The organism is Cupriavidus basilensis (assembly GCF_000832305.1).
Lineage (GTDB): Bacteria > Pseudomonadota > Gammaproteobacteria > Burkholderiales > Burkholderiaceae > Cupriavidus > Cupriavidus basilensis_F.
The window spans coordinates 3781046-3801369 of the sequence record NZ_CP010537.1 but is presented as its reverse complement, the minus strand read 5'-3'; the positions used below and the strand labels follow the sequence as shown (position 1 = coordinate 3801369).

Here is a 20324-nt window from a genome sequence, read left to right as displayed (position 1 = left end):
CTCTCGAAGTATCGGAGGGCGCAGAATTCACTGACGTGTTCAGGTAATGATGATTGTCGCTATGTTAGGGGGTGACGGAGTTTCACGCTCTATGAGACATTTTCCTTCTCACAAGGGAGGTGTGGGCGCTCCCAACTGGAGTGGGGTGCTGTTGTGGCCGCCCAACGACTATGCGCTAAGAGCCAGTACTCCTTTATGGAGGCGGGATTTTCCTGTATTGGTGTGACATAAAATAGCGGACGACTTTCGCGCCGATATCGAGAATGCACACCCACTACGATAACCTAAAAATTTCTCGTGAAGCTCCACCTGAGGTTATCCGGGCCGCCTACAAAGCTCTGAGTCAAAAGCACCACCCTGACCGGAACAATGGTTCTCCGGAATCGCACCGGAATATGACCATTATCAACACGGCCTATGAAGTCCTGGTGGACCCGGTCAGGCGTGCCCAGCATGACGCCTGGATACTGGCGCAGGAGAAAGCTGCGAAAGATGCTGCGATAAACGTGCAGAGAGCGGCAGCAGCCAGGGCGGCCGCCGGAGCTTCGGCGAGTCGACCCAGCGCGACGGCACGACCCGTGCCGCCACGACCCTCGGTTACGCCGAAGGCTAGTCAGTCTCCGAGGGCTAGTCGGAACACGTCAAAGGAGCCCGGGTTCTCCCAGTCCGTCGGACCGATTCTTTTTGTGGTGTTCATTTTTGGCCTATTGTTTGTAGGGCTAGGAAACCACAAGCCGCGCAGTGGCCCGATAGAGCCTCTTGTTGCAACGAATCGACCCGAGACGCCGGCGATTCCTTATCCTCAGCAGAAGATTCCCGCGCCACCGGCAGTGCAGCCAGCTGTGGCAACGCCATCGCGCGCGTCAGCACCTCCGCCGACCAATACTGTTAGCCCTAATCCTTTTCGACCAGGCTACACACGCAAGCCCACCGCGCCCAATGGCGAACCCTGGCCAACGTGGACTGCTTACGTCCCGGGCTACCCTGCTCTGAAAACAGGAGGTCTGTCGTCGCTAACGATAGATAACTCGCGCAACGACGAGGACGTATTCCTGAAAGTGTTCTCACTGAACGGAAGCAATAGGACTCCCGTGCGATACGCCTTCATCAAGGCGGGGACCCACTTCGAATTTGCCAACATGGCGCCCGGCTACTTCGATGTCCGCTACCGAAACTTAGATACGGGCAGAATCTCCAGGTCAGAGCCCTTCGAGCTGCAGGAAACCGAGGAGTACAACGGCACGCGTTACAGCAAGATGAGGCTTACCTTGTATAAGGTGCTCAATGGCAACACGCGGACTCACGAAATCAGTGAGAGCGAATTCTAGGAGTACAAAGGGCGCTGCGCTTACCGTGAGCGCCCCCTTGACAGCCCCCTTTTTTGACTCCGATACCTTAGTAGCGCGCTCCTCGCCGCAGTTCCTCCGTGACAGACTGAGTCATCCGCATAGCTTCGCGGGGCCTTTCAAGTCCCTGCGCGAAAGTGGCGCGGTCCCATTTGAGCGGGCGGATGCTGATACCGCCGTCGACAGTTAGGGCCGCGCTCACCCAGCTGCCTTCCTTGAGGCCAGCTTGGAGAGCGTAATCAGCTGGGATGCGCAGCGCAAGACTGCCGCCCCACGTTACGACTTGCAGAATCATTGTCCGCGCTTGTCGCCAAGCCGTCCACGTTCGATGGCATCTTCCCAGCCTGACTCATAGTCCAGTTCCACTACCGTCACGCCTTCTGTCTCCAGGAGCCTCGCGCCTCCACTTTGGTGCCAGCTGGAGTTGTCGCCATTTCGTTCTCCCCACTTACATCCTCGGCGCATATGGGCCACGCCCTGCACCCGCACAATACTGCAATCGCCGGCGGAGCATTGAACCCGATACGCCTCTCCGGCGAATGACATTCACCGGTATGCGGGATGCAGGGGCGCGCAAGGGCGAACAACGAGAGAGGTCTACAAGGTCTCCGCTTCCGGGGCGAGCGTCATTCAGCTAGCGCGACGCCCGGGAGGAACTCCACGCCAGTTCGCTTTACGAGTTCGCGGTACGAGATAGGGAGTCCAGGGTGCGCCGAGTCTGAATTTTCAATCCAATGTACCCAGGCTCGATGGGTCGCCGTGTCGTACACGAGCTTGAAGAGGTATTGTGGCACCCATACTTGGTCTGGGCCGATGGCGGCGGGCGGCGTGGACCCGAACACCGGGCCGGTGATGACGTACACATCCCCCTTGGCGCGCCGAACGTATTTTCGGGTTGCCTTCTCAATGCCGGCCCAACTCTTCCGATTGTTCTTTGGGGTCTGGGGCACCACGTTGGCAAGGGAGAAGCTCTGCGCCATAGCCGTGGCATTGGGCATATCGCCCGCCGGCGCCATGTGGCCACGGTCATAGCCGGAGCCCTCGTAGTCATCGAGTTCGGCTCGTTCCGCTCGGGGTAGCCGAGCATCGGCGAAGAACTTGTGTGCGCGCCCCTCATTCTGGGCAGCGGCAACTTGCGCTGAATTCAGCCGCTCAGCTACATAGATAGGCGTTTTCGTCGTGCCAGAATGCAAGACCGCGAACGCCTCAAAACAAAGAGCGCGTGGCTTCAAATTTTCGGTGCTCCGAGCCTGCGGAATGGCGCCTTGTGCAAAAAACTGAGGGCAACTTTCAAAGTCCGTTTCTGCGTGAGCGGCGGCGGCGCTAAGACAAATGGCGACAGATGCGACGAGGCGTAAAGCGAAATACATGGATTCTTTCCTATGACTGCCCCCCTTCCTGGCTGGGAAGAAGAGGAAGAAAGGATAGCATTCACAGAAAGATATTTCAGCGCCTGCTTAATATAATTCAGTTGGACCAGCTTCATATAGCTGATGAAAATCGGGCGAAGTGCTGTAGGATATTGACTATTACTAATAGACGGAGATTGAAATGGCAACCTACAAGCAACTCGTCGCAGAGAAGGCGGCGCTGGAAGCAAAGCTCGTCGAAGCTCGTGCGACCGAGGTCGCCGGCGTAATCGAACAGATTCAAACGTTGATGGCTGAGTACGAGCTGACGGTCGATGACTTGGCTCCGAGGCGACGCCGTGGACGCCCGGCGGCCGGCGATAAGCCTAAGGCTGCGGCGAAGGAGAAGGCCTCGCTGCCGGCAAAGTACATGGACCCGAAGACTGGTGCCACCTGGACCGGACGTGGTCGGGCACCGGCTTGGCTTGGAAAGAATCGTGATAAGTTCCTGATTCCGGAGGCCTGAAGCGCGAACGGGGGCGTTTCCCTCCGCTTGCAAAGCCTAGCTTCTTTGGCGTCAACGCACCGACACCATAGCTGATTCTCCGCTTGAGCATTGCACGATGCGTTGCTGGGTTTCCCTGATATCAATTGGCTCGACGGAAATGTTAACTTAGGAGCCACTCTCTTAAGAGATGCGCATTCTTACGTGTTTTCCGCCTTCAGCTCGCATGTGAAACGAGGAGATGCCGGAAATGAGAAGTTTGCAGATTAGGGCGGCAGAGGAAGTTGATTGGCCTGCAATCGGGGAAGTTCTCGAATGTTGCGGATTGCCGAGCGAGTTCGTTGACCAGACCTCTTGTTTCTTTCATGTCGCGCTGGCGGGCGAGCGGGTCGTCGGCTGTGCTTGCGCTGAGCAATGCGACCAGACGGTCGTTGTACGGTCTGTCGGCGTGCTCAAGGAATATCGTGGGCATCAAATCGCGACGCGCCTAGTCGATACAGTGTTAACGCGCGCTCGCGCAGATGGCTGTACTAAGGCGGTACTCATCACCGCCGGACGCCTCGGTTTCTCCACACATTATGATGTTTCGCTCGGCGAGCTCGAAGTCATGCCTGAGGAAGTAGAACTGTCCAGGGCGGTCTTGCGGAGATTTGGAGCGAGGGGCTTGGCTAAGCTGCGCATTGATTAGCGGCGCGCGAAATCAGTAGGATGGCCTCGCATTGTGCGTGCGCATTGAAACTGGAATGGGCGGGCAGGTACAGTTGGTGGTGCCGGCCGGCGTCTTCGCTCACTCCCAGACAAGCGTAGCTTCCCGGAGTAGTTGGCCACCCAAGATGTAATCACCATGCTCGATGGCAAGTGCCTCCAGCTCCGTCAGGAGCGCATCGGTCATCAAGGTTAGGTCGAAGAGGCAATAGAGGTGCCGCTGTCTGAAGGTATTCTTCGGTGCTCGCAGTCCCTGAGCCAGGGCTTCTGGAGTGCGCACGGCGATATGTTCAAGGGTCCTGAACTGAACGGCGACGCCGTACTTTTGCCCAACCCTTCCAAGTTCAAGGGCATCTTCCCAACCGGCCTCATAGTCCAGGTCAACCGTTCCTGTCACCTGTGACAATATCTGTTCAAGCGCATTGGCTCGATTGTGCGCAACATGGACGGTCACGGCGAAATCTCGTCTATGGGTCACGTTGCCAAGGAATATAGCGGGAAAGCCAAGTCACGACAACCAGAAGTGCAGACGCGAAGCACTCGGACGCTATGGCCTCTCCCTGTGGTGCTATGCTGAAGTTGACTGCCTTGAGGCACGACAAGTAGCGCCAAGAAATGAGCGCGCAAGTTGTCGATACAGAAGCCCCGCTCAATCGGAGCCTACTCAGGCCCAAACTGTATCGACCTCCCGCAGTAGATGCCCGGCCAGGATGTAGTCTCCAAGCTTCATTGCCTTTGTCTCCAAGGTCGCCAAGTCCTTGGCTGTCAGTTCGGTCAATGCGAACTGGCAGTAGAGATTTCGTTGGCGGAAAGACACCTTCGGTCGACTGAGGCCCGCGATAAGTGCAGTGTGGGACCTCACAGCGATGTTCTCGTGCCCGCGATACTCCACGCAGATGCCAGCCTTCTGGCCCAAACGTCCGAGTTCAATCGCATCCTGCCAACCTGACTCGTAATCCAGCTCGACTCGTGCTATCCCTTCTGCCGCCAAAAGCCTAACGGCTTCTCCTTTGGTTCCAGCTCGGGCTGTCGTCATTCCTGTCTCCACTTACATCGTCCGACGTATGGGTCACGGGTCTAATTCTGCATGCTATTGAATTCAACTCAATGTCGTCTGTCCACTTTGTACAATGGCAGGACCCTCGTCACGCGTGCGGCCTTGCTGGAATTCGTTTGCAAGCGCAGAGAGCGGTCCATCCGCATAAAGTGTTACTTAATTCTGACGTAAAAAAAATCAAAGTCAATATGTACTGGCGACGATGTCATTGTGACCACCCGCGTAACCAACCGGCACTTGACTTCTGCCAACCCTTTGTGGGCGAGGGCGCAAGCTTCCAGCTATGGACGTAGCTGACCCAATTTGGGTTGAGAGGTCGAACGGAGCGTAGGTTGGCATTGAGGGGGCCCCGTCGATGCCAAAGGGGGCTCCAGGAAGCCCGCCGCGACTCTTCATATTGCTTACCGTCGCAATGAATCCCATTGCGCTGCCGTTGGTTGGTGTCAAATGCTGCTGTTGGCAACACCCAGAGTGACAAAGCTGTGCCGGCTTGCAAAGCTGACTTGAGAGTTATTTTGATGCGGTGACGGCGACTTGCGGACTTCAACTTATCGCATCCCGTCCGGTCGGTCGGCGATAAAATTCGGGCATTCTACGGACGTGGGGTGTCTCGGATGACGAGGTGGAACCCGCCGTGGACTACGTGGTCGGTGCTGCGAAGTAGCGCGACGCGCCACCAATACGAAAAACTGACGTGCGGGCGACCAGATTGGTTACGCGACTGGCGGCGAAGAGCCGTGACGGCAGGGGAAAGCTTTGAGCATTTCCGCGTCGAGGTCGGAGTAAGGCCTCAGCTTGGGTAGCCCGAGGGCGTGCCACTCGCGGCGAGGAGTGAGGGCTCCCCTGCTTAGGAAGGACGGTGTTGCACCCAAGCAGGGAAGCGCTCATCAGTTTCGTCGGCGGAGATATCTCCAAGGTGTGTGCAGGCATCAGCAGGCAAGGCAATGTGATACTCCTTGCGCCATAGCACTATCACGGTGAACCTGACGACGCGAATACGCACCTCTCTGGGGACGGGATACGCGGAAACATGTGAGGGAAGGGCTTCCATGCCAACACGTCGCCGGACCTCATAGGTGAGCATCCCTTTCTCCTCGCGTCGAACCAACTCTGCGCGCGCGAGGTGCAGATGCAGGTATAAGGCGCGCATGACGAGCGCAAGTACCAGCAGAGCCATGACTGTCAGCACGATGATTCATCCCTGATGAGACCGGCTTTTCTTATTCGGCTGGCGCAATTTGCGTGCCATTTCGTTAGCGTTCCACCAAGCCTGTCGCGGTCATGGCAGTTGCCTACAACGTTCAGGTCATGGTCAGTTTGCTTCAGGCACTCATTGTGACTAATAAGGCAAGTCCTGAGTATCGGGTTTTGTACGGACTTTGACGGTCGAGGGTGGGGCCCGCTGCGACGGTGTTCAGAGACGATTTGCGGGACCGCGATTGGCGTATCGATTGCAGCCGGCTGCCGACTCGTGTGGATGCGCTGAAGCGGCAGAGTGTTGCCGGAAACAAAAAAGCCCCTCGTCACGGCGAAGGGCCTTTCTTCCGTCTCGGCTGTCTAGGTGCAACGGCGACTACAGCTTGCGAATCTGCGAGGCTTGCAAGCCCTTGGGACCTTGCTTCGGTTCGAATGCCACCTTGGCGCCCTCATCCAGGGACCGATATCCCGTACCCTGGATTTCCGTATGGTGCGCAAACAAGTCCGCGCCACCGCCGTCCGGCGCAATGAATCCAAATCCCTTTTCGTTGTTGAACCACTTCACAATGCCAGTCGCCATTTCATCCTCAATGCAACGCGCACGCAAACTGCATGCAGAAATAAAAATTTCAATCCGGACCTGCTACTTCACCCTGCGCATTTTGCCCTCGATTGCAGCAAGATAATCCGACTTGCCAGCATAGCCGACCGGCTCGCTGCAGCCAAGATGGTCTAGGGTTTACCACGGAATGGCACCATGGGTTGGTCTCAGTTGACGATGGAGCGCACCGCTGGCTAATGCATATGCCAATCGGAGAAATGAGAATTCCGCCTAACAAAATCCGCGACGTGCCAGTTCGCGGTGACCGCACATTTCGCCATCCGGCGAAAGAAGCTGGATGCAAGGAACCAAGGGGCCCGCCAGGCTCCGGATTATAGGATGGCAGTCACGGACTCAAGTCGTGCTGGTGAGCGCCAGCACCTCGGCGCCCCTGTCGAGGATAGCGGCCTGCTGGAGCAAGTCGGTGGCGTCATCCTGCAAGGCACTTGCATCGGTTTGCGCCATCCGTGCCTGAAATGCTGCCCGCAGCTTTGCCGCTTCATGACGGAGTGTCTGGATGCCGGCTGAAACAGTCCAGCGAGGCCTTCTCCCAATGCGAGCACCCGGTAGCGGTGCGTCGTTCGTGGTTATGGGAGAAACGAGAATTTGATGCATATTGACCTTCAAAATTGCTATGCCTGGTTTCGCTTGGCACTGTCTCGCGAACGGGCGTTCTTTTTTCTTGCGGCAACGGGCGGTAGCCTGCCCAAGAGTGCTCTAGCCGGAAGCGACGGTGAACTCGCAGATGACGCTGCAGAAATCGCCCACGCATTGAACACAATCCCCGTGTCGGTTTGGTGTCAATCAAGTGCTGCATGGGCCTGATATTGCAGTGATTGCGGGTTAACCTTGATGGTGCGTGACGTCCGCATGTCGGTCGCTGACCACTCCGTTTTCGCGGCCGGGCACAATGACCAAGAGATAGGCCGGAGAACGCTGTTTAATTCTCAGATGAAAGACTATTAATTCTCCATAGACCGGCGATGTAGTCCTGCTGCCACCCGCGTTGCCTTCCAAGCGACGCGGGTTCTTTTTTCACGCGTGGTAGATAGGCTTCCAGTCCACCAAAGAACCTTGGCTACGAGTCCCCGCTGACTCTGGCGCGAACGCGGGGGGCAAAAGAGCCGTTGGCCTGGTCTGAAGCACTTCTTTGCCGATGGAGCCTGCAACCGCCTGGCGCTGAGGTACAAGGCGGCGAGGCCTGACTTCGTGGTCGAGGTGGTGCGCCGCCACGAGCAGCAGATTGATTTTGCTGGGGGCGAGCGCACGTTTGGTTGGATGGTCCGCTGGCGCCGCCTAGGCAGTGATTACGACCAGCATACCGACGCATCGGAGGCCATGATTCAGGTTGCGACTGGGAGCCTGCCGTTATGCAGAATCGGCCATCCTTGTATTGTCAAACCGGCGCCGACAGATAGGGAGCCAGGAAGCCTTATGGAGTTCCTGGCTCACCATTGGCGGTGGCGCAAAGATGGGCCATCGTTCGCCGCAGAGGTGGGCGATTTGTCGAGCAAATCCATCTACGAGCCTGAAATGCAGAAATGTTTGTGCCCAGCAGGGAAACAGGCTTCTCGTTGAGATGCCGTGACGCCGGCCCGCACGCAGTCCAACATTATGGCGGCATCCACGGAGCGCCTTTGTGTGAGCGACGGCCCTGCGCGCGGTTGCCTTAAAAAACAACGCCCCCAAAGGCGGGCACCTTTGGAGGGCTACCAAATTGCGGATGGGTGGCGCTGGACGCCCCCTTCCGCCAACTAATTCTGTGGGCTACTGGATGCCCGCCTTAGATATGCGCGCCATCGGTGAACGCATCGCGTCGGTCTGTGACTCGCGCTCCATCGGTGAAAACATCACGACGGTCTGTGACTCTGGCGCCATCAGAATACACGTCGAATTTCCCGACTCTTCCTCCATCGGTATAGGGGTCACGCGGCCCCATTGTGCCAGCGCCATCGGTGTAAACATCCCGCTGGCCGTTGCCGGCGTAGGCCGCTGCAGCGCAAAGTGCGGCCCCTGTTACGGCGAGTAGTGCAATTTTCTTCAGCATTTCCCACCTCCTTTCTTTGTTAGGTGGTTATTTGTTCCCCCGGGCCAGTAAAAGGTAGCCTCGAGTATAGGTTCGCTCGGCTGGATTGTGCGTTGCAAAAACTCATACATTTGTCATGAGGCTTATGACTTACGGCTATTTGCAACGAGCTCATATCAGCATCCAAATGTAAAGTCATGTCCGCATGCGTCTCCCGAAGCCAGAGTACCGGTGACACCTCAAATGCGGTAGGGAGCCAGACGCTCTGATTTCAAGAAGCGTGGGGTGAAGCGCCCGATTCAGACGACAGTCGTTCTCGATGCATGGCTATGCATAGGAGGCGCGTCGACCGTGTCATCCCAACGAAGACATTTGAAATCTGCTTGTGTTGATTTCCTAATCGAAAAGGTACTGAGACCGGTGTAAAGCGCTCGAGAGCGTCCTTCACGGCATCCACGTACAGCCGGCGACGTGGGTTCCTTTAGCGCTCAACTTCCTGCTGGACTGCGCCCCTGCGCGTGTGGAAAAACGGAGCATAATTTCACCTCACACGCTTGTCTTCTGCATTGCGAGGCCAACATGCTGCTGCATCGAAGAAAGCGGGTCGAGTTCGAAGAGTTGAACCTTGACGGGACCCGACTCGGTGGTCGCAGGCTGTGTTGGCACGGCTGCAACTTGGCTGTCTGGACTATTCGACACCAAATGAATCCTGAGCTCTCTTATCCGCAAAACGACTTCTTGAATTCGGCACGCAAAGAGCGGAAGCGTGTCGAGGTGTACTTGGTCAACGGAATCAAGCTAACCGGTTCAATCGCGTCATTCGACCAGTACGTGGTGATGCTGAGCGGACCCGGCGGCATGCAAATTGTGTACAAGCGAGCAATTTCGACCATCCAGGCGCCGACCGGTGTCCGTCAGCCGGGTTCAGGCGCTCGCCCAGACTCGCGCACGAACGCAGGAAGTGACTCCAAGGAGCCTCTCGCGGTGACAGGAAAACGCAGTCCAACGGGGGAGAATGGCGGAAACGAGTAGCTCTCTTCGGCAGGTTTCAGCCGACGATAGAAGGTACGCCCGGCCGGCACCTCAAGTGATGACACGTTCATGTCGCGTATTCTTTCTTCATTTTTGCTTTTCTCGGCATTGCTACCGAGCCAAGGCGGCTTCGCCCAAACCTATGTCGAATGTAAGCCTCTCGACAAGGCGGAGCTTAAGCTGGCTCCCAAGGCGACGTTGTTGTATCTGCGCTGTCGTGCGAGGCAGACCTCCTATGAAGCTCAACGCATCAAGGGTGCTTCGCAGAAGTTCAAGGACGACTTGTTGTTTGCGTGCCAGGACCAGGTGATTGCGGTCGAGCATCAGTTGCGCGTCAGTCATGGCTTCACGAGGGAATCGCTGGCTAGGCAGAGGTGCGATTACTGAGGGCCGTTAGCTCGCCAACAGAGGTTCGAGTGCGCTGGTAACGCCTCAACAGAGCGGTCGGCGAACGGGGAAGTCTACGCCAAGGGCCGGCGAAGGCAATGAGCCGCGACTGGCCTGAGAAATCAGATGGGTCGAATCCAGAATGCCGAAGGGTCCCTGCGCCATCTTTCCGGCGGCGCGTTTCGTCAGGTGGCTTCCGTGAGATTGAACGCCGCCGCTTTTATCCTCTGGAATTTGCTTTTCGGTAGGCGAGAGCGGTGGTTAGCGAAATCTGGAAACCGCCTTCGCTTTTCAGATAGAACCTGCCACGTGCAGCGCATCCGACGATGTTGTCGAGATGTCTGCGCGAAATATAGAGAATGGCGCGAGCCTTGAGAACGGGTAGTTCTTCAATCCGGCCGTTGGCTTCGGGTTCCTCGTTGACGTTGTCTGCAGTCAGTCCAAGCCTGCCGTCAATTGATTTTGGCACGACTCTATCCCTCCTCATCACGCGCCGTAAGGGCTACTTCAATGCAAACCGTGAGCGGTTACGACTCGGCATGTGTCGGTCGTGGCTCTGGGCGGCTCGGTAGTGCTGCAGCGAGATAGTTCACCGTGCTGTGTAGCTAGAGCTCAGCCTTCAATAGAGGCGTTTCACTGATACTGGCATTAGCGAATTCACGGGAAGCCAGTAATTCAAGAGGGATGGCAGCAAGGTCGGCAGGCGTGAAACCAAGGCGGGAGAAATAGCCGGCGGCAGTTTCAGTTCCGACGACCAGGGTAGCGATGCCACGCAAGCGGACATCGGCGACCAGTGCGGACACTAGCAAGGCAGCCAGCCCTGCCCGTCTCGCGCGCTGGGCGACAGCGACTCCTCGCAACAGGCCAACCCTGTCACCGAACACCTCGATACCGGCACAGCCGAGGAGGCCAATCTTGTCCCGGCTGACATGAAATTGCACCGCTTCGCTATGTATTCCGCCAACGGACAGCGAGCACGACCGAAGCAATGCTTCCACATCACGAAGGTCTGCCTTGGTCGCACGGCGCGGCCTCATAGCGTTACCTTTGAATCGAATGATTGATGATGGAAGTCTCGGCGTTCCGAATGTTACCCATCAGCCTAGCGCTAAGACCGGGGGCGGGGCGACAACCGCTGGCAACGGGATGCCAATACCAATACCGACGTCCACCCGCGCCTCAGCCATGTTGGAGCCAAGCGCGGTAACGCCGACCAGAAGCAAGAGCGCTGCGGCCTTTCGCATGATTTTCTCCTCCTTTTTCTCTTGCAGAGACTCTAGGTCAGCATGGCTCGACAGTGTATTAGCGGATTCGCACAGCGGTGACTTTCTGTAACACGACGTCGAGGCGCTAGGTTTCCAGCCAGCCTTTTGAGGCTGCAACACACGCGAGCATCTTCTGCGCCGAAAGGACGAAGACCCGTGTTGGGGGTGGAGGCGCATCGGGCCGTGCTCGCGTCTTAAGCTTGCCTGTTTCAGAACTTACGGATTGTCACGAGTTCTGAGTCAACTCGGCTCGGGACAGTCCCGTTTCTGGTGGTAAGCACGGCGCATTGCCGAGCTGCTAAAGATTCCTCAGGAGTTCACGTCATGAAGAAGCTGTTCGCTGCTCTCGCCTCTGCAGCCCTCGTCGGTACCGTTTTCGCGCAGACTGGTGTGCCAGCTTCCGCGACTCAGCCGCAATCAGGGGCGACGAAAGACCAGGTAAAGGTCGTCAAGGAAAAGAGCGCCACGCAGGCAAAAGCCGACAAGGACAAGAAGAATGTCAGCGCGCAGGGCGATGAAGCAAAGGCTCAAGCCAACGCCAGCAAGGAGGAGGCTGACGCTAAAGCTGACGCCACCAAGTCCGCCAAGGGCACCCATCACAAGGCGAGCAAGACGAAGGCCGCCAAGGGGGACACTGGCATGGCGAAGGTTGATGGTGCCGACAAGGCGAAGGCCAAGGTGGATGTCGCGAAGCCGGAGGCACAGGCCGGTGCTGCGAAGGACGCAGCCGGTGCCAATGTAGACAAGACGAAGAAGCAGTAAGCTGCTCCCATCGAGCGAACAGGAGGTCGGTTGCGAAGGCGAAGGCCATAGCAACGATGCTCGAGTGCAGGGGCTTTGTGGAGAGTGCCAGTTGGCTGGGAGGCCAGCTTGGCCTCTCCGCACTTGTTCAAGATGAGGGAAACGCCATGAAAGCCTTTCTCGCATTGCTGATTGCCGTGTCTACGCTGCTCGGCGGTTGCGTCGTGGTGCCGTACGATGGTGGGTACTATGGTGGATATTATGGTCCGTACGGGTACTGGGGCCACCGGCACCATGGACACCACGGGGAAGACGACGACTAAGGCGGAGTTTCGCGCTTTCGTTGCAACCGCAGCTTTAGCCATTCAGTCTCGTCATCCGACAAAGCGACATCGGCCTGCGCGTGGCGCCAAGCCACAGTAGTCATTTGCCCCGCTGTCCGGCAAGGATGGCGCGAGAGATGACGTTTCCGAGGCGGTCGACTAGCCCCGGCTGTGCTTGCAAGGGCATGCCGAGAGCGTGGTCCGTATTGGGGATGTCTACAATTTCCGCATGCTCGGCACATCAGGCGTTCGCAATGAGCAGCTCACCGATGGTGGCCGGAACGATAGTGTCCTCGGTTGTGCGGACCACGGTTAAGCGGCCAGGAAAGGACGCTATCTGTTCGAAGGCAACCGAGCGCAGCCAGCTTTGCGGCGTGCGGAGTATCTTGGTGAAGGCTGGGCCGAAGGGAGCCTCGAATGCGGCCGAATCGTAGGCGGCGCCGACCAATGTGACCAGTCGCCTGATGCGATTGTTAGGGTCAGCGGCAAGGCGTACTGCGATTTCGCCGCTCATGCTGATGCCGATAACAGCGCGCGAGTCGGCTTCATCAAGGTACTGCAAAGCTGCAATTGCTTCGTCGTAGCGCTTACTCAGGGAGTTGGGTGTTCGTGCCGAGCTTTCTCCGTGCCCGGAGAAATCCACGGCAACCGTCCCAATCCCATGGCTCGCGAGATTCTGCCGGAGCACAAGCCAGTGGGACCGTTCGCTCATAGCTGCGCCGCCATGCAGCAGGAGGCAACTGGCGCGGCCATCCACCTCAAGCCGGTCGGCGGCCAATACTTCGGCACCGGTGTCAATTGCGAAAGGTCTCAGGGCATACATGGTGCTCATATCCATCAACTACGGGCAGAGTCGGCGGTACGCGTTGTAGTGTCGCAAAGCAATTTGTTTGTCGCCGCGCAATTCACTCAATCGGGCCAGGTTGAAGTGGGCGTCTGCGTAGTCTGGTTCCAGCTCCAAGCATTTTCTGTAGCTGCTTGCAGCATCCTCGTCGCGAGTGAGTTCCTCCATTACGACGGCGCGGTTGAAGTGGAGTAGGCTATCAGCCGGAAAGTGTTCCAAGGCTCTGTCGAACATGGTCAGCGCCTCCACACATCGGCCGCTCTCCACCAGCAGGACACCCAAATTTGTGTAGGCCTCGTAGTGTGGCACGGTCGACAACTCCATGGCTTTCCGATAGGCATGTTCTGAGCCTTGTGGGTCGGAAACGGCCAACTGCTCGGCCAGTGCAAACCATTCTCCTCCCTGCTCCCGACTCGCCGTACTTCCAGGCGCGCTGTCAAGAAACGTCACAGCACCCCGAAGCGGGGCCACCTCGAAGTCAAGCAACAATTGCCCGGAATCGGCTTCCCACTGGTCAGGACCAGACCGTACGGTAATCGTGTTGCCAACGGCTGAAATGCGGAGTCCTGTCAGCGGCAATTCTTCCGGCAGCTTTGCTCTCAAACTGGCTAAGGCACGAACAATCTTGCGCGAAGAAATGTTCGCCGCTTGCAGTTGATAAGCTGTGCGCAGCAGCACCACATCTTGAAACGTGAAGCGGAGTTCGTTCCGGGGGCCACGGCTTGGGTTCACGAAGCCGGCCTCCATCAGGCCAGTCACCACTCTACGGGGCACGCCGAGCAAAGACTGTAGGCTGCGCAGAGAGTAGTGATGGTCCGAGTTGGGGGCCGTCACTTCCGAGCTCGTACTCGCGAGGGTGCTTCAGCGACCTTCTCAGCGCGTTTCACGCTCTTGCGCTCCTTCGTTACGAGGTCCGCGACTTCCTCGACAGGCGCTTTGGCCGTGGCCGCTGGCGGCTTGGCTTTTCTGCCACCCTTAGCCAAGCTTGCTCGCAGCGCTTCCATAAGGTCAATAACTTGGCCGCTGGCCGACACCTCGACTTGCTCGGGCGAGACAATCTGTTTGCCTGCAATCTTCGCGTCGATGGCCTGAAGGATGCGCTTCTTCTCTTCGTCCTCGTATTGCGTGGGCTCGTAGCTATCCTCTGCGGCCTGGTCAATAATTTGCAGCGCAAGCTTTAACTCGGCGTCGGAAACGTCGACCTGTTCGATGTGCAGTTCTTTCATTGACCGGACTTCATCAGCGAACAGCAACTGCTGGAACACCAAGCCATCCTCTGCCGGGCGAATCTGCACCATATGCGTCTTCCCTTTCGATGCCCACTTTGCCAGCGCGCAGCGGCCGCTCTTCAGCATGGCGTCCTTCAGCAAGTTGTAGGGCTTGCTGCCCCGCTTGTCGGGTGCGACGAAGTACGCCTTGTCATAGTACAGTGGGTCGACAGTCTTCTCTGGGATGAACGCCACGATTTCGACGACATGGTTTGCGCTTTCCTCCAACGCCTTTAGCTCCTCCGGCGAGAATAGGACATAGCGGTCCTTATCAAACTCGTAGCCCTTCTGCAGGTCAGCACGCTCAACCACCTGACCTGTCTTCTCTGAAACGTACTGTTGCTTGGCGCGGGAGCCGTCCTTGCACATGTAGTTGAACTTGACGGCGCTCTGACTCTCCGTGGCGGTGTATAGCTTGACCGGTATGGAAACCAAGCCGAAGGAAAGGGACAACGATGCGATGGAATGGGCCGGCATACTATCCTCCACGCCTCGACACTGTTGCACCGAGCAACTGAGGCAAACGCACGCGCGCTAAGGTCAGCTTAGCCGCTTAAGTGCTGTCGTCAATGACTGCCGCGTCGACCAATAGTCACGCCATGGGTCCGCGGTTTGGAAGCTAAGGTAGTCGCGCGCTGTCGCGACAGTCCATTGCGCGCCACTTTTCAGCGACATAAGCTGCTCCCACGTCACTGGCATGGACACCCCCAAGCCAGGGCGGGCCCGGGCAGAGAATGCTGCCACGGTCGTCTGGCCCATCCCGTTGCGCAGGTAATCGACGAAGACCTTCCCCTTACGATTCGCGGGCCCAGACGTTGCAGAAAACCTTTGGGGGATGGTTCTGGCAATGTGTTGTACAAACGCCTGGGAGAATCCCTTCACGGCATCGTAGTCAAGCCTTGGCAACAGCGGCACCACCACGTGCAAGCCTTTCCCGCCGCTGGTCTTCAGCCAGGCTTTGAGCCCAAGTTCGGTCAGTAGTGTGCGGACAAGGAGTGCCGCTTCCTGCATGTACGGCCACTTCAGGTCTTCACCAGGGTCCAGGTCGAAGATGACCCTGTCAGGCTTGTTGAGGCGCTTGACCACAGAGTTCCAGGTATGGAACTCCACAACATTCATCTGAGCAGCGGATACAAGCGCGTCCAGGCTGCCGACGGTGAGCAAGGCAGCGTGACCCGGCCACAAGGCGGGGTCGTGCTCTTTGAGCCACGGCATCTTGCTCTCTGGGTGTTTCTGAAAAAACTGTTCTTCGGTGATGCCATTGGGCGCGCGCAGCATCGAGAGTGGGCGGTCCTTCAGGTGAGGTAGCATCCACTCCGCAACACTCTCGTAGTAGCGAACTAGGTCGAGCTTTGTGAGACCGGTCGTCGGGTCGATGACCCGCTCAGAATGGGTCACCTTGACCGAGCTTGGCACGGGCACTGCAGCGGTGGTCTTGACCTCCCGGATGATTTGGCTTGTCGGCTTGTCGGTGCGCAAACCTTTGAACGAGGCTTGTCGCACATGACCCTCAGGCGTCCACTCGGCGAAGGCAACCTCTGCGACCAGCAATGGCCGGACCCAATGCTCGCTACCCGCACTGCGCTTGGACCAGCGCCCCGGTTTGACTGATTCAGCGTCAAACGGCGCGGAAGGAGCTGCAAGTGCGGTCAAGCGGGTCCACAGGTCTCGGCCGGTCTTGGCATCCCAACCTGTGCCGACGTTGCCGGCATAGCGGAGCTTGCCGTCCACGTGGTAGCCGAGCAATAGGCTACCGACTTCCTGGGGCGCAGCACTCCGGTCGAGGAAACCACAGATGACGAATTCTTGGCGGAGTGTGCATTTCGCCTTTAGCCACGTTTGCGTACGTGTCGACACGTACGGTGCGTCTTGCCGCTTGAACATCAAGCCCTCTAGCCCCAATTCGCTTGCGGCCTTGAAAACCTGCGCCGGCGGCGCGTCGAAATGCTGGCTGATTCGAATCCGCTCGGTGGGCTCTCCGATGAGATGCTCCAGGAGCGCTTGCCGGGCGGTCAGGGGCACCTTTCGGAGGTCTTGGCCGTTCCAATAAGGGATATCGAAGAGGAAGTAGACGATGTTCTCATTGCGAGCGCCGTCAATAGCGTTCTGCAAAGCATTGAAGTCAGGGAGTCCGTCCTTGAGGACCACGAGCTCTCCATCGAGCCAAGCGCTTGTGATGCCCACTTTCTCTACTCCGGCAGCGAGACTCTTCAGTTTATTGGTCCAGTCATGGCCGCCTCTCGTGAACAAGCGGACTCGTCCCTTGTCGATGCGCGCCATCATGCGATAGCCGTCGAACTTCATCTCGACTATCCAGTCATCGCCTTTCGGCAGTGAGGTTGCTAAGGTGGCTAGCTGTGGCTCTAGCTTCGCGGGCAGGTCGGCTTTGACAGCAAGCGACAAGTCGATTTTTGATACCGCGGCGGGCGGATTCGCAAAAGAGGTTTTCGGCTCGCGCTGCTCGACCAGTCCTAGCGGTCTGTCGATGACGCTGTCAGGCAGCGCTTTGACGACGTCATACTCGGCGAGCGGTTGTGCCCACTCATCGGGCTTCTTGAATAGCATCCACGAGTCTTGCTTGTCTTCAGGCTTGGAGATGCGCACGAACTCCCACAGGCCGGCGAGTTTTTCCCCGTGGAGTTGGAAAATGAGTTTTCCGTTGTTCATTCCCACGTGCGGGTCGCCTACCGGCTCCCAGGTTCCACGGTCCCACACGAGAACCACGCCTGCGCCATACTGTTTTGGCGGAATGGAGCCCTCAAAGTTTGCGTAGTCGAGGGGATGGTCTTCGACGTGGATGGCCATCCGTTTTTGCTGCGGGTCGAAGCTTGGACCCTTGGGAACAGCCCAACTCAGTAAGACTCCATCGAGCTCCAGGCGAAAGTCATAGTGGAGACGGCCAGCCCAGTGCTTTTGGATGACGAAAAGGCCTTTGACCGGCGTCGGGTGGCTAAAAATCTGAGAAGCAGGCTCGGGCGTGACATTGAAGTCACGCTTCTGCTCATACTGGGAGAGCGGAGGGCGGATACGGTCAGCGGCCATGGCCCAGTCTACGACTAGTCCGAGCGGGCCGCCAACCCAAGCGAAGAATGTAATCAGTGCGATACCGACTCACTACCGACAGAACGACGCATCTAGCGCTTCATCCGGCGGTCCGCACCGGCGCATGCGGAATTGTTCGAAGTGCTCCGGTCTCGACCAAAGGATATTGCAGTACAACGGAAGCCACGTGCACCGCCACAAGTATCGACCGGTAAACGAGGGAAATAAAGGCGTCTGCGATGCACAGATTGATTGGTGCGGATGCCGAAATGCGGTTGTAGAGAGTTGCAATCTCCGAAATAATGTACGATGCTGAAATTACTACTGAAACGGAGAAAGACAATGGCGACATACAAGCAACTTCTGGCAGAAAAGGAAAAAATTGAGGCGCAACTCCTCGAAGTGCGTGCAACAGAGGTCGCTGGCGTTATTGAACAGATTCAAGCCCTGATGGCGCAGTACGAGTTGACCGCGGAAGACATTGCTCCAAAGCGACGCCGTGGCCGTCCCGCTGCAGGAACGGCAGCTAAGGGTCCGGCAAAATCCAAGTCATCCTTGCCGCCGAAGTATCAAGACCCCAAGACGGGTGCAACTTGGACTGGCCGTGGCCGTGCGCCGGCTTGGCTCGGCAAGAATCGCGACAAGTTTTTGATTCCAGAAGCGTGATTTGGGGCTGCGCCATTTTCCGCTGCTTGGTACAGGCGTGCCGCATTGACTTAGAAGTCTGGAAACAAGAAAGCCCTTCGATGTGACAGAAGGGCTTTTTGTTTGTGCGAATCAGGCGGACTATAGGCTTATCCGTAGAATGACCGCAAGATGATGACGAGAATGTATCCGCGTTAACTCACCCAGTGGTGCCCGGGGCCGACACCGGCACTTCCAGAGCCAAGAGAAAGACTGCAAGCTCCGGAAATGCCTCTGCTCAATCGGTGAAACTGGTTGCCCCCGATGCGGATAGCAGGGAGTATTTCTAGTGTAGCTTCAGGGTTGCTACTGTCGAGCAATCGAGATGCTTAGATGGTTCGCGCTACGGGGCGGCTTCTTCATCCATCTTGAGCCCTGCCTGGGGCGGGTAGGGAAAATTGCCGAACTGCAGCAGATGCCAGGCGAGAAGATGGGTCGTGCCGATTCGGATGGTTGGACGACCGTTAGCCCAGAATAGCTTCTAGGGCGCTTAGAAGCACGAGAGGATGGTTGATTAATAGTGCCCCGTTGCGGCTTATAGTCTGCCTACGCACTTGATGTGCGAAAGCGGACTCGAACGAGCTCAGGGACGTGAGCGTCGACGGGGGCAGGTCGTGGCGGATGGAACGGTGCGCAGTGGAGTTCCATCTGCAGTGGCGACGTGTATGCGCCACCCCTGGGGGAATGGCGCTGGGGATAACTATGCTGCCTCGGCCATCGGATTGCGTTCGTCGGCGCGGCTCAGGTCGTAGCCGAGCATGAATAGCGCTGCTTCCAATTTGCGAAGGCCGTCTTAGCCAGAGCACCAGTCAGCCTTCGCAGCATCAATAGCTTCCGTAAGTATCCAATTTGCCTGCACGTTCACGCGTCCCCAAGCGCGGGAGCCGTAAGGTCATCGCTCCAACAACAAACACGAAGTATATCCCTACAATCACCCCGCCCCAGAAGGCGACTCTGTCGACATTCTTCTGTGACGAGGCGAAGCGCATCAGTCTGCTCATCTTGGACATCTCTTAATCCTCCAATTCCTCGGCTGCCATCACGCACTCAGCCGCACCGGCCAACTTCCGCCAGGACGCTCCCGCTACGGTGCCGCTGAATGCCGTCTACTCCCTGCTCGCCCGGACTTGTCGACGAAGCCAAGCTTGACCTCGCCGCGTGTTGTCTATGGCGCGTTCCTATTGGCCGTACCCATAGCGGCGTACCCAAAGCCTCCGTGGCATTGGGCGCAGATTTCGCTTGGCATTACGGTCGCATCGGTATACTATGGTACGTATATTTACGCACCAAATGACCGCGGGGCGCACGGAACCGGCCGCACGATTGCGGGGCTACCGGTGTCAAGTAGGAACAGGAACGCTGCTAACCAGCATCGAACCCCAGCAGTCGCTCTAAGGCCGGGGCGGTGGGGGTCGCTTGCTGGCGGCCGTGACGGCGTCATCGGCTGCGGCGGCGGCCAGGTCGATGTCGTCTACAAACCTTGAAAAGTCTGGAATGCGAACAACGGAGGCTAGTTGCAGCAGGAGTGTGAAAGGAAACGTGCCGGCCGTAACCTGGGCTGTCAGTGTGCCTCGCCTACGAACACTGGCGAAGGCTTCCAACCGCCTAGGTAAGTCGTCCAGGTTCAGTCGGTGAGCGGCGGCTTCATGAAGGAAGATATGGTGCGCGGCGTCCTCCCAGGTTTGCTCGGAATGAACGAACTGCCTCCATTGGGCGGGGCATTCGGCGCTGACGGCCCAAAGCATTGCCAGGAAGAATGCGAAGCTGAAACTTCCTCTCCGAATCTTGCTTTCAACGCTTCTGAAGGATTCCGGGATGCCAGTCGCGGACATCAGGACGGCAAGCTCCTCAAATGAGCAGTCCTTGCGCGCCAAAACCCCGCGCGCAGTCCGGCCCGCTAGGCGGGTCCACGCAGAGTCAGTGTGAGGCACGTGAGCATTCCATTTGCAATA

At 57.6% G+C, this 20324-nt stretch carries 23 protein-coding genes and 2 pseudogenes; 8 read left to right on the top strand and 17 right to left on the bottom strand.

The features are described from left to right. Nucleotides 1-263 precede the first annotated feature (263 nt). Nucleotides 264-1328, top strand: a complete 1065-nt coding sequence (locus tag RR42_RS37175; protein ID WP_082055259.1) for a J domain-containing protein — start codon at nucleotides 264-266, stop codon at nucleotides 1326-1328. 67 nt (nucleotides 1329-1395) lie between these two features. Here the strand turns inward: RR42_RS37175 and RR42_RS41925 are convergent, their stop codons facing one another. The 3 genes and pseudogenes from RR42_RS41925 to RR42_RS37165 form a co-directional block, all read right to left on the bottom strand. Further along, nucleotides 1396-1641 (bottom strand): AbrB/MazE/SpoVT family DNA-binding domain-containing protein, encoded by a 246-nt coding sequence (locus RR42_RS41925; protein WP_043357404.1) that lies wholly within the window; start codon nucleotides 1639-1641, stop codon nucleotides 1396-1398. A 2-nt stretch (nucleotides 1642-1643) separates the two neighbouring features. Then, nucleotides 1644-1780: pseudogene (locus tag RR42_RS41920) on the bottom strand (PHA-granule associated protein 4); the annotation flags it as partial. Between the two features lie 192 nt (nucleotides 1781-1972). After that, the gene (locus tag RR42_RS37165) at nucleotides 1973-2716 is read right to left on the bottom strand and encodes a DNA/RNA non-specific endonuclease (RefSeq protein WP_043357402.1); all 744 of its coding nucleotides are present in this window, start codon (nucleotides 2714-2716) and stop codon (nucleotides 1973-1975) included. A gap of 181 nt (nucleotides 2717-2897) precedes the next feature. Between RR42_RS37165 and RR42_RS37160 the strand changes: the two genes are divergently transcribed. Further along, on the top strand, nucleotides 2898-3221 hold the full coding sequence (locus RR42_RS37160; RefSeq protein ID WP_043357399.1) for an H-NS histone family protein: 324 nt from the start codon (nucleotides 2898-2900) through the stop codon (nucleotides 3219-3221). Between the two features lie 229 nt (nucleotides 3222-3450). Further along, a complete protein-coding gene (locus RR42_RS37155; RefSeq protein ID WP_043357397.1) occupies nucleotides 3451-3888 on the top strand; it encodes a GNAT family N-acetyltransferase in 438 nt (145 codons plus the stop codon). A 99-nt stretch (nucleotides 3889-3987) separates the two neighbouring features. Here the strand turns inward: RR42_RS37155 and RR42_RS37150 are convergent, their stop codons facing one another. The 5 genes from RR42_RS37150 to RR42_RS40330 all read right to left on the bottom strand — a co-directional run bounded on the left by RR42_RS37150 (nucleotide 3988) and on the right by RR42_RS40330 (nucleotide 7375). Continuing rightward, on the bottom strand, nucleotides 3988-4359 hold the full coding sequence (locus tag RR42_RS37150) for a hypothetical protein (protein ID WP_043357395.1): 372 nt from the start codon (nucleotides 4357-4359) through the stop codon (nucleotides 3988-3990). Nucleotides 4360-4569: 210 nt separating this feature from the next. Further along, the gene (locus tag RR42_RS37145; protein WP_043357394.1) at nucleotides 4570-4941 is read right to left on the bottom strand and encodes a hypothetical protein; all 372 of its coding nucleotides are present in this window, start codon (nucleotides 4939-4941) and stop codon (nucleotides 4570-4572) included. An 868-nt stretch (nucleotides 4942-5809) separates the two neighbouring features. Then, a complete protein-coding gene (locus RR42_RS37140; RefSeq protein ID WP_144410062.1) occupies nucleotides 5810-6151 on the bottom strand; it encodes a hypothetical protein in 342 nt (113 codons plus the stop codon). A gap of 384 nt (nucleotides 6152-6535) precedes the next feature. After that, the gene (locus RR42_RS37135) at nucleotides 6536-6739 is read right to left on the bottom strand and encodes a cold-shock protein (RefSeq protein WP_043357391.1); all 204 of its coding nucleotides are present in this window, start codon (nucleotides 6737-6739) and stop codon (nucleotides 6536-6538) included. 375 nt (nucleotides 6740-7114) lie between these two features. Continuing rightward, nucleotides 7115-7375: a hypothetical protein gene (locus RR42_RS40330; RefSeq protein WP_144410061.1), complete on the bottom strand. Its 261-nt coding sequence runs from the start codon at nucleotides 7373-7375 to the stop codon at nucleotides 7115-7117. A gap of 504 nt (nucleotides 7376-7879) precedes the next feature. Between RR42_RS40330 and RR42_RS41410 the strand changes: the two are divergent. Beyond that, nucleotides 7880-8149, top strand: a pseudogene (locus tag RR42_RS41410) (IS5/IS1182 family transposase); the annotation flags it as partial. Nucleotides 8150-8543: 394 nt separating this feature from the next. On the opposite strand, the gene RR42_RS37130 reads toward RR42_RS41410, so the two are convergent. Beyond that, the gene (locus RR42_RS37130) at nucleotides 8544-8807 is read right to left on the bottom strand and encodes a hypothetical protein (protein ID WP_082055257.1); all 264 of its coding nucleotides are present in this window, start codon (nucleotides 8805-8807) and stop codon (nucleotides 8544-8546) included. 681 nt (nucleotides 8808-9488) lie between these two features. On the opposite strand from RR42_RS37130, the gene hfq reads away from it, so the two are divergent. Then, the gene (hfq, locus tag RR42_RS39345; protein ID WP_082055331.1) at nucleotides 9489-9818 is read left to right on the top strand and encodes an RNA chaperone Hfq; all 330 of its coding nucleotides are present in this window, start codon (nucleotides 9489-9491) and stop codon (nucleotides 9816-9818) included. 69 nt (nucleotides 9819-9887) lie between these two features. Then, nucleotides 9888-10205, top strand: coding sequence for a hypothetical protein (locus RR42_RS37125; RefSeq protein ID WP_052495217.1), 318 nt, complete (start codon nucleotides 9888-9890; stop codon nucleotides 10203-10205). A 220-nt stretch (nucleotides 10206-10425) separates the two neighbouring features. On the opposite strand, the gene RR42_RS40320 is transcribed toward RR42_RS37125, so the two are convergent. Beyond that, nucleotides 10426-10674, bottom strand: coding sequence for a hypothetical protein (locus RR42_RS40320; protein WP_144410060.1), 249 nt, complete (start codon nucleotides 10672-10674; stop codon nucleotides 10426-10428). 136 nt (nucleotides 10675-10810) lie between these two features. After that, nucleotides 10811-11242 carry a GNAT family N-acetyltransferase gene (locus RR42_RS37120; protein ID WP_043357388.1) on the bottom strand — a complete coding sequence of 144 codons (432 nt, stop codon included), beginning with the start codon at nucleotides 11240-11242 and terminating at the stop codon, nucleotides 10811-10813. Between the two features lie 552 nt (nucleotides 11243-11794). Between RR42_RS37120 and RR42_RS37110 the strand changes: the two genes are divergently transcribed. After that, nucleotides 11795-12232 carry a hypothetical protein gene (locus RR42_RS37110; RefSeq protein WP_043357386.1) on the top strand — a complete coding sequence of 146 codons (438 nt, stop codon included), beginning with the start codon at nucleotides 11795-11797 and terminating at the stop codon, nucleotides 12230-12232. Between the two features lie 543 nt (nucleotides 12233-12775). Here the strand turns inward: RR42_RS37110 and RR42_RS37100 are convergent. The 4 genes from RR42_RS37100 to ligD form a co-directional block, all read right to left on the bottom strand. Then, a complete protein-coding gene (locus tag RR42_RS37100; protein WP_158408348.1) occupies nucleotides 12776-13357 on the bottom strand; it encodes an alpha/beta hydrolase in 582 nt (193 codons plus the stop codon). 18 nt (nucleotides 13358-13375) lie between these two features. Continuing rightward, complete coding sequence (locus RR42_RS37095; protein WP_043357382.1) at nucleotides 13376-14212, bottom strand: tetratricopeptide repeat protein; 837 nt, start codon at nucleotides 14210-14212, stop codon at nucleotides 13376-13378. Continuing rightward, nucleotides 14209-15123: a Ku protein gene (locus RR42_RS37090; RefSeq protein WP_043357380.1), complete on the bottom strand. Its 915-nt coding sequence runs from the start codon at nucleotides 15121-15123 to the stop codon at nucleotides 14209-14211. Before RR42_RS37090 ends, RR42_RS37095 begins: the two co-directional genes overlap by 4 nt. Before the next feature lie 63 nt (nucleotides 15124-15186). Next, nucleotides 15187-17688, bottom strand: a complete 2502-nt coding sequence (ligD, locus tag RR42_RS37085) for a DNA ligase D (RefSeq protein ID WP_043357378.1) — start codon at nucleotides 17686-17688, stop codon at nucleotides 15187-15189. Nucleotides 17689-18030: 342 nt separating this feature from the next. On the opposite strand from ligD, the gene RR42_RS39340 reads away from it, so the two are divergent. Beyond that, nucleotides 18031-18354: an H-NS family nucleoid-associated regulatory protein gene (locus tag RR42_RS39340; protein WP_082055256.1), complete on the top strand. Its 324-nt coding sequence runs from the start codon at nucleotides 18031-18033 to the stop codon at nucleotides 18352-18354. Nucleotides 18355-19196: 842 nt separating this feature from the next. Here the strand turns inward: RR42_RS39340 and RR42_RS37080 are convergent. Both RR42_RS37080 and RR42_RS41405 read right to left on the bottom strand, forming a co-directional pair. Further along, nucleotides 19197-19382: a hypothetical protein gene (locus RR42_RS37080; protein WP_043357377.1), complete on the bottom strand. Its 186-nt coding sequence runs from the start codon at nucleotides 19380-19382 to the stop codon at nucleotides 19197-19199. A 381-nt stretch (nucleotides 19383-19763) separates the two neighbouring features. After that, nucleotides 19764-20303, bottom strand: a complete 540-nt coding sequence (locus RR42_RS41405; RefSeq protein ID WP_236702137.1) for a DUF6471 domain-containing protein — start codon at nucleotides 20301-20303, stop codon at nucleotides 19764-19766. Nucleotides 20304-20324 lie beyond the last annotated feature (21 nt).

Coding starts and splice junctions, on each gene's coding strand:
- RR42_RS37175 (WP_082055259.1), top strand. CDS start 264: ATGCACACCCACTACGATAACCTAAAAATTTCTCGTGAAGCTCCACCT.
- RR42_RS41925 (WP_043357404.1), bottom strand. CDS start 1,641: ATGATTCTGCAAGTCGTAACGTGGGGCGGCAGTCTTGCGCTGCGCATC.
- RR42_RS37165 (WP_043357402.1), bottom strand. CDS start 2,716: ATGTATTTCGCTTTACGCCTCGTCGCATCTGTCGCCATTTGTCTTAGC.
- RR42_RS37160 (WP_043357399.1), top strand. CDS start 2,898: ATGGCAACCTACAAGCAACTCGTCGCAGAGAAGGCGGCGCTGGAAGCA.
- RR42_RS37155 (WP_043357397.1), top strand. CDS start 3,451: ATGAGAAGTTTGCAGATTAGGGCGGCAGAGGAAGTTGATTGGCCTGCA.
- RR42_RS37145 (WP_043357394.1), bottom strand. CDS start 4,941: ATGACGACAGCCCGAGCTGGAACCAAAGGAGAAGCCGTTAGGCTTTTG.
- RR42_RS37135 (WP_043357391.1), bottom strand. CDS start 6,739: ATGGCGACTGGCATTGTGAAGTGGTTCAACAACGAAAAGGGATTTGGA.
- RR42_RS40330 (WP_144410061.1), bottom strand. CDS start 7,375: ATGCATCAAATTCTCGTTTCTCCCATAACCACGAACGACGCACCGCTA.
- RR42_RS37130 (WP_082055257.1), bottom strand. CDS start 8,807: ATGCTGAAGAAAATTGCACTACTCGCCGTAACAGGGGCCGCACTTTGC.
- hfq (WP_082055331.1), top strand. CDS start 9,489: ATGAATCCTGAGCTCTCTTATCCGCAAAACGACTTCTTGAATTCGGCA.
- RR42_RS37125 (WP_052495217.1), top strand. CDS start 9,888: ATGTCGCGTATTCTTTCTTCATTTTTGCTTTTCTCGGCATTGCTACCG.
- RR42_RS37120 (WP_043357388.1), bottom strand. CDS start 11,242: ATGAGGCCGCGCCGTGCGACCAAGGCAGACCTTCGTGATGTGGAAGCA.
- RR42_RS37110 (WP_043357386.1), top strand. CDS start 11,795: ATGAAGAAGCTGTTCGCTGCTCTCGCCTCTGCAGCCCTCGTCGGTACC.
- RR42_RS37100 (WP_158408348.1), bottom strand. CDS start 13,357: ATGTATGCCCTGAGACCTTTCGCAATTGACACCGGTGCCGAAGTATTG.
- RR42_RS37090 (WP_043357380.1), bottom strand. CDS start 15,123: ATGCCGGCCCATTCCATCGCATCGTTGTCCCTTTCCTTCGGCTTGGTT.
- ligD (WP_043357378.1), bottom strand. CDS start 17,688: ATGGCCGCTGACCGTATCCGCCCTCCGCTCTCCCAGTATGAGCAGAAG.
- RR42_RS39340 (WP_082055256.1), top strand. CDS start 18,031: ATGGCGACATACAAGCAACTTCTGGCAGAAAAGGAAAAAATTGAGGCG.
- RR42_RS37080 (WP_043357377.1), bottom strand. CDS start 19,382: ATGTCCAAGATGAGCAGACTGATGCGCTTCGCCTCGTCACAGAAGAAT.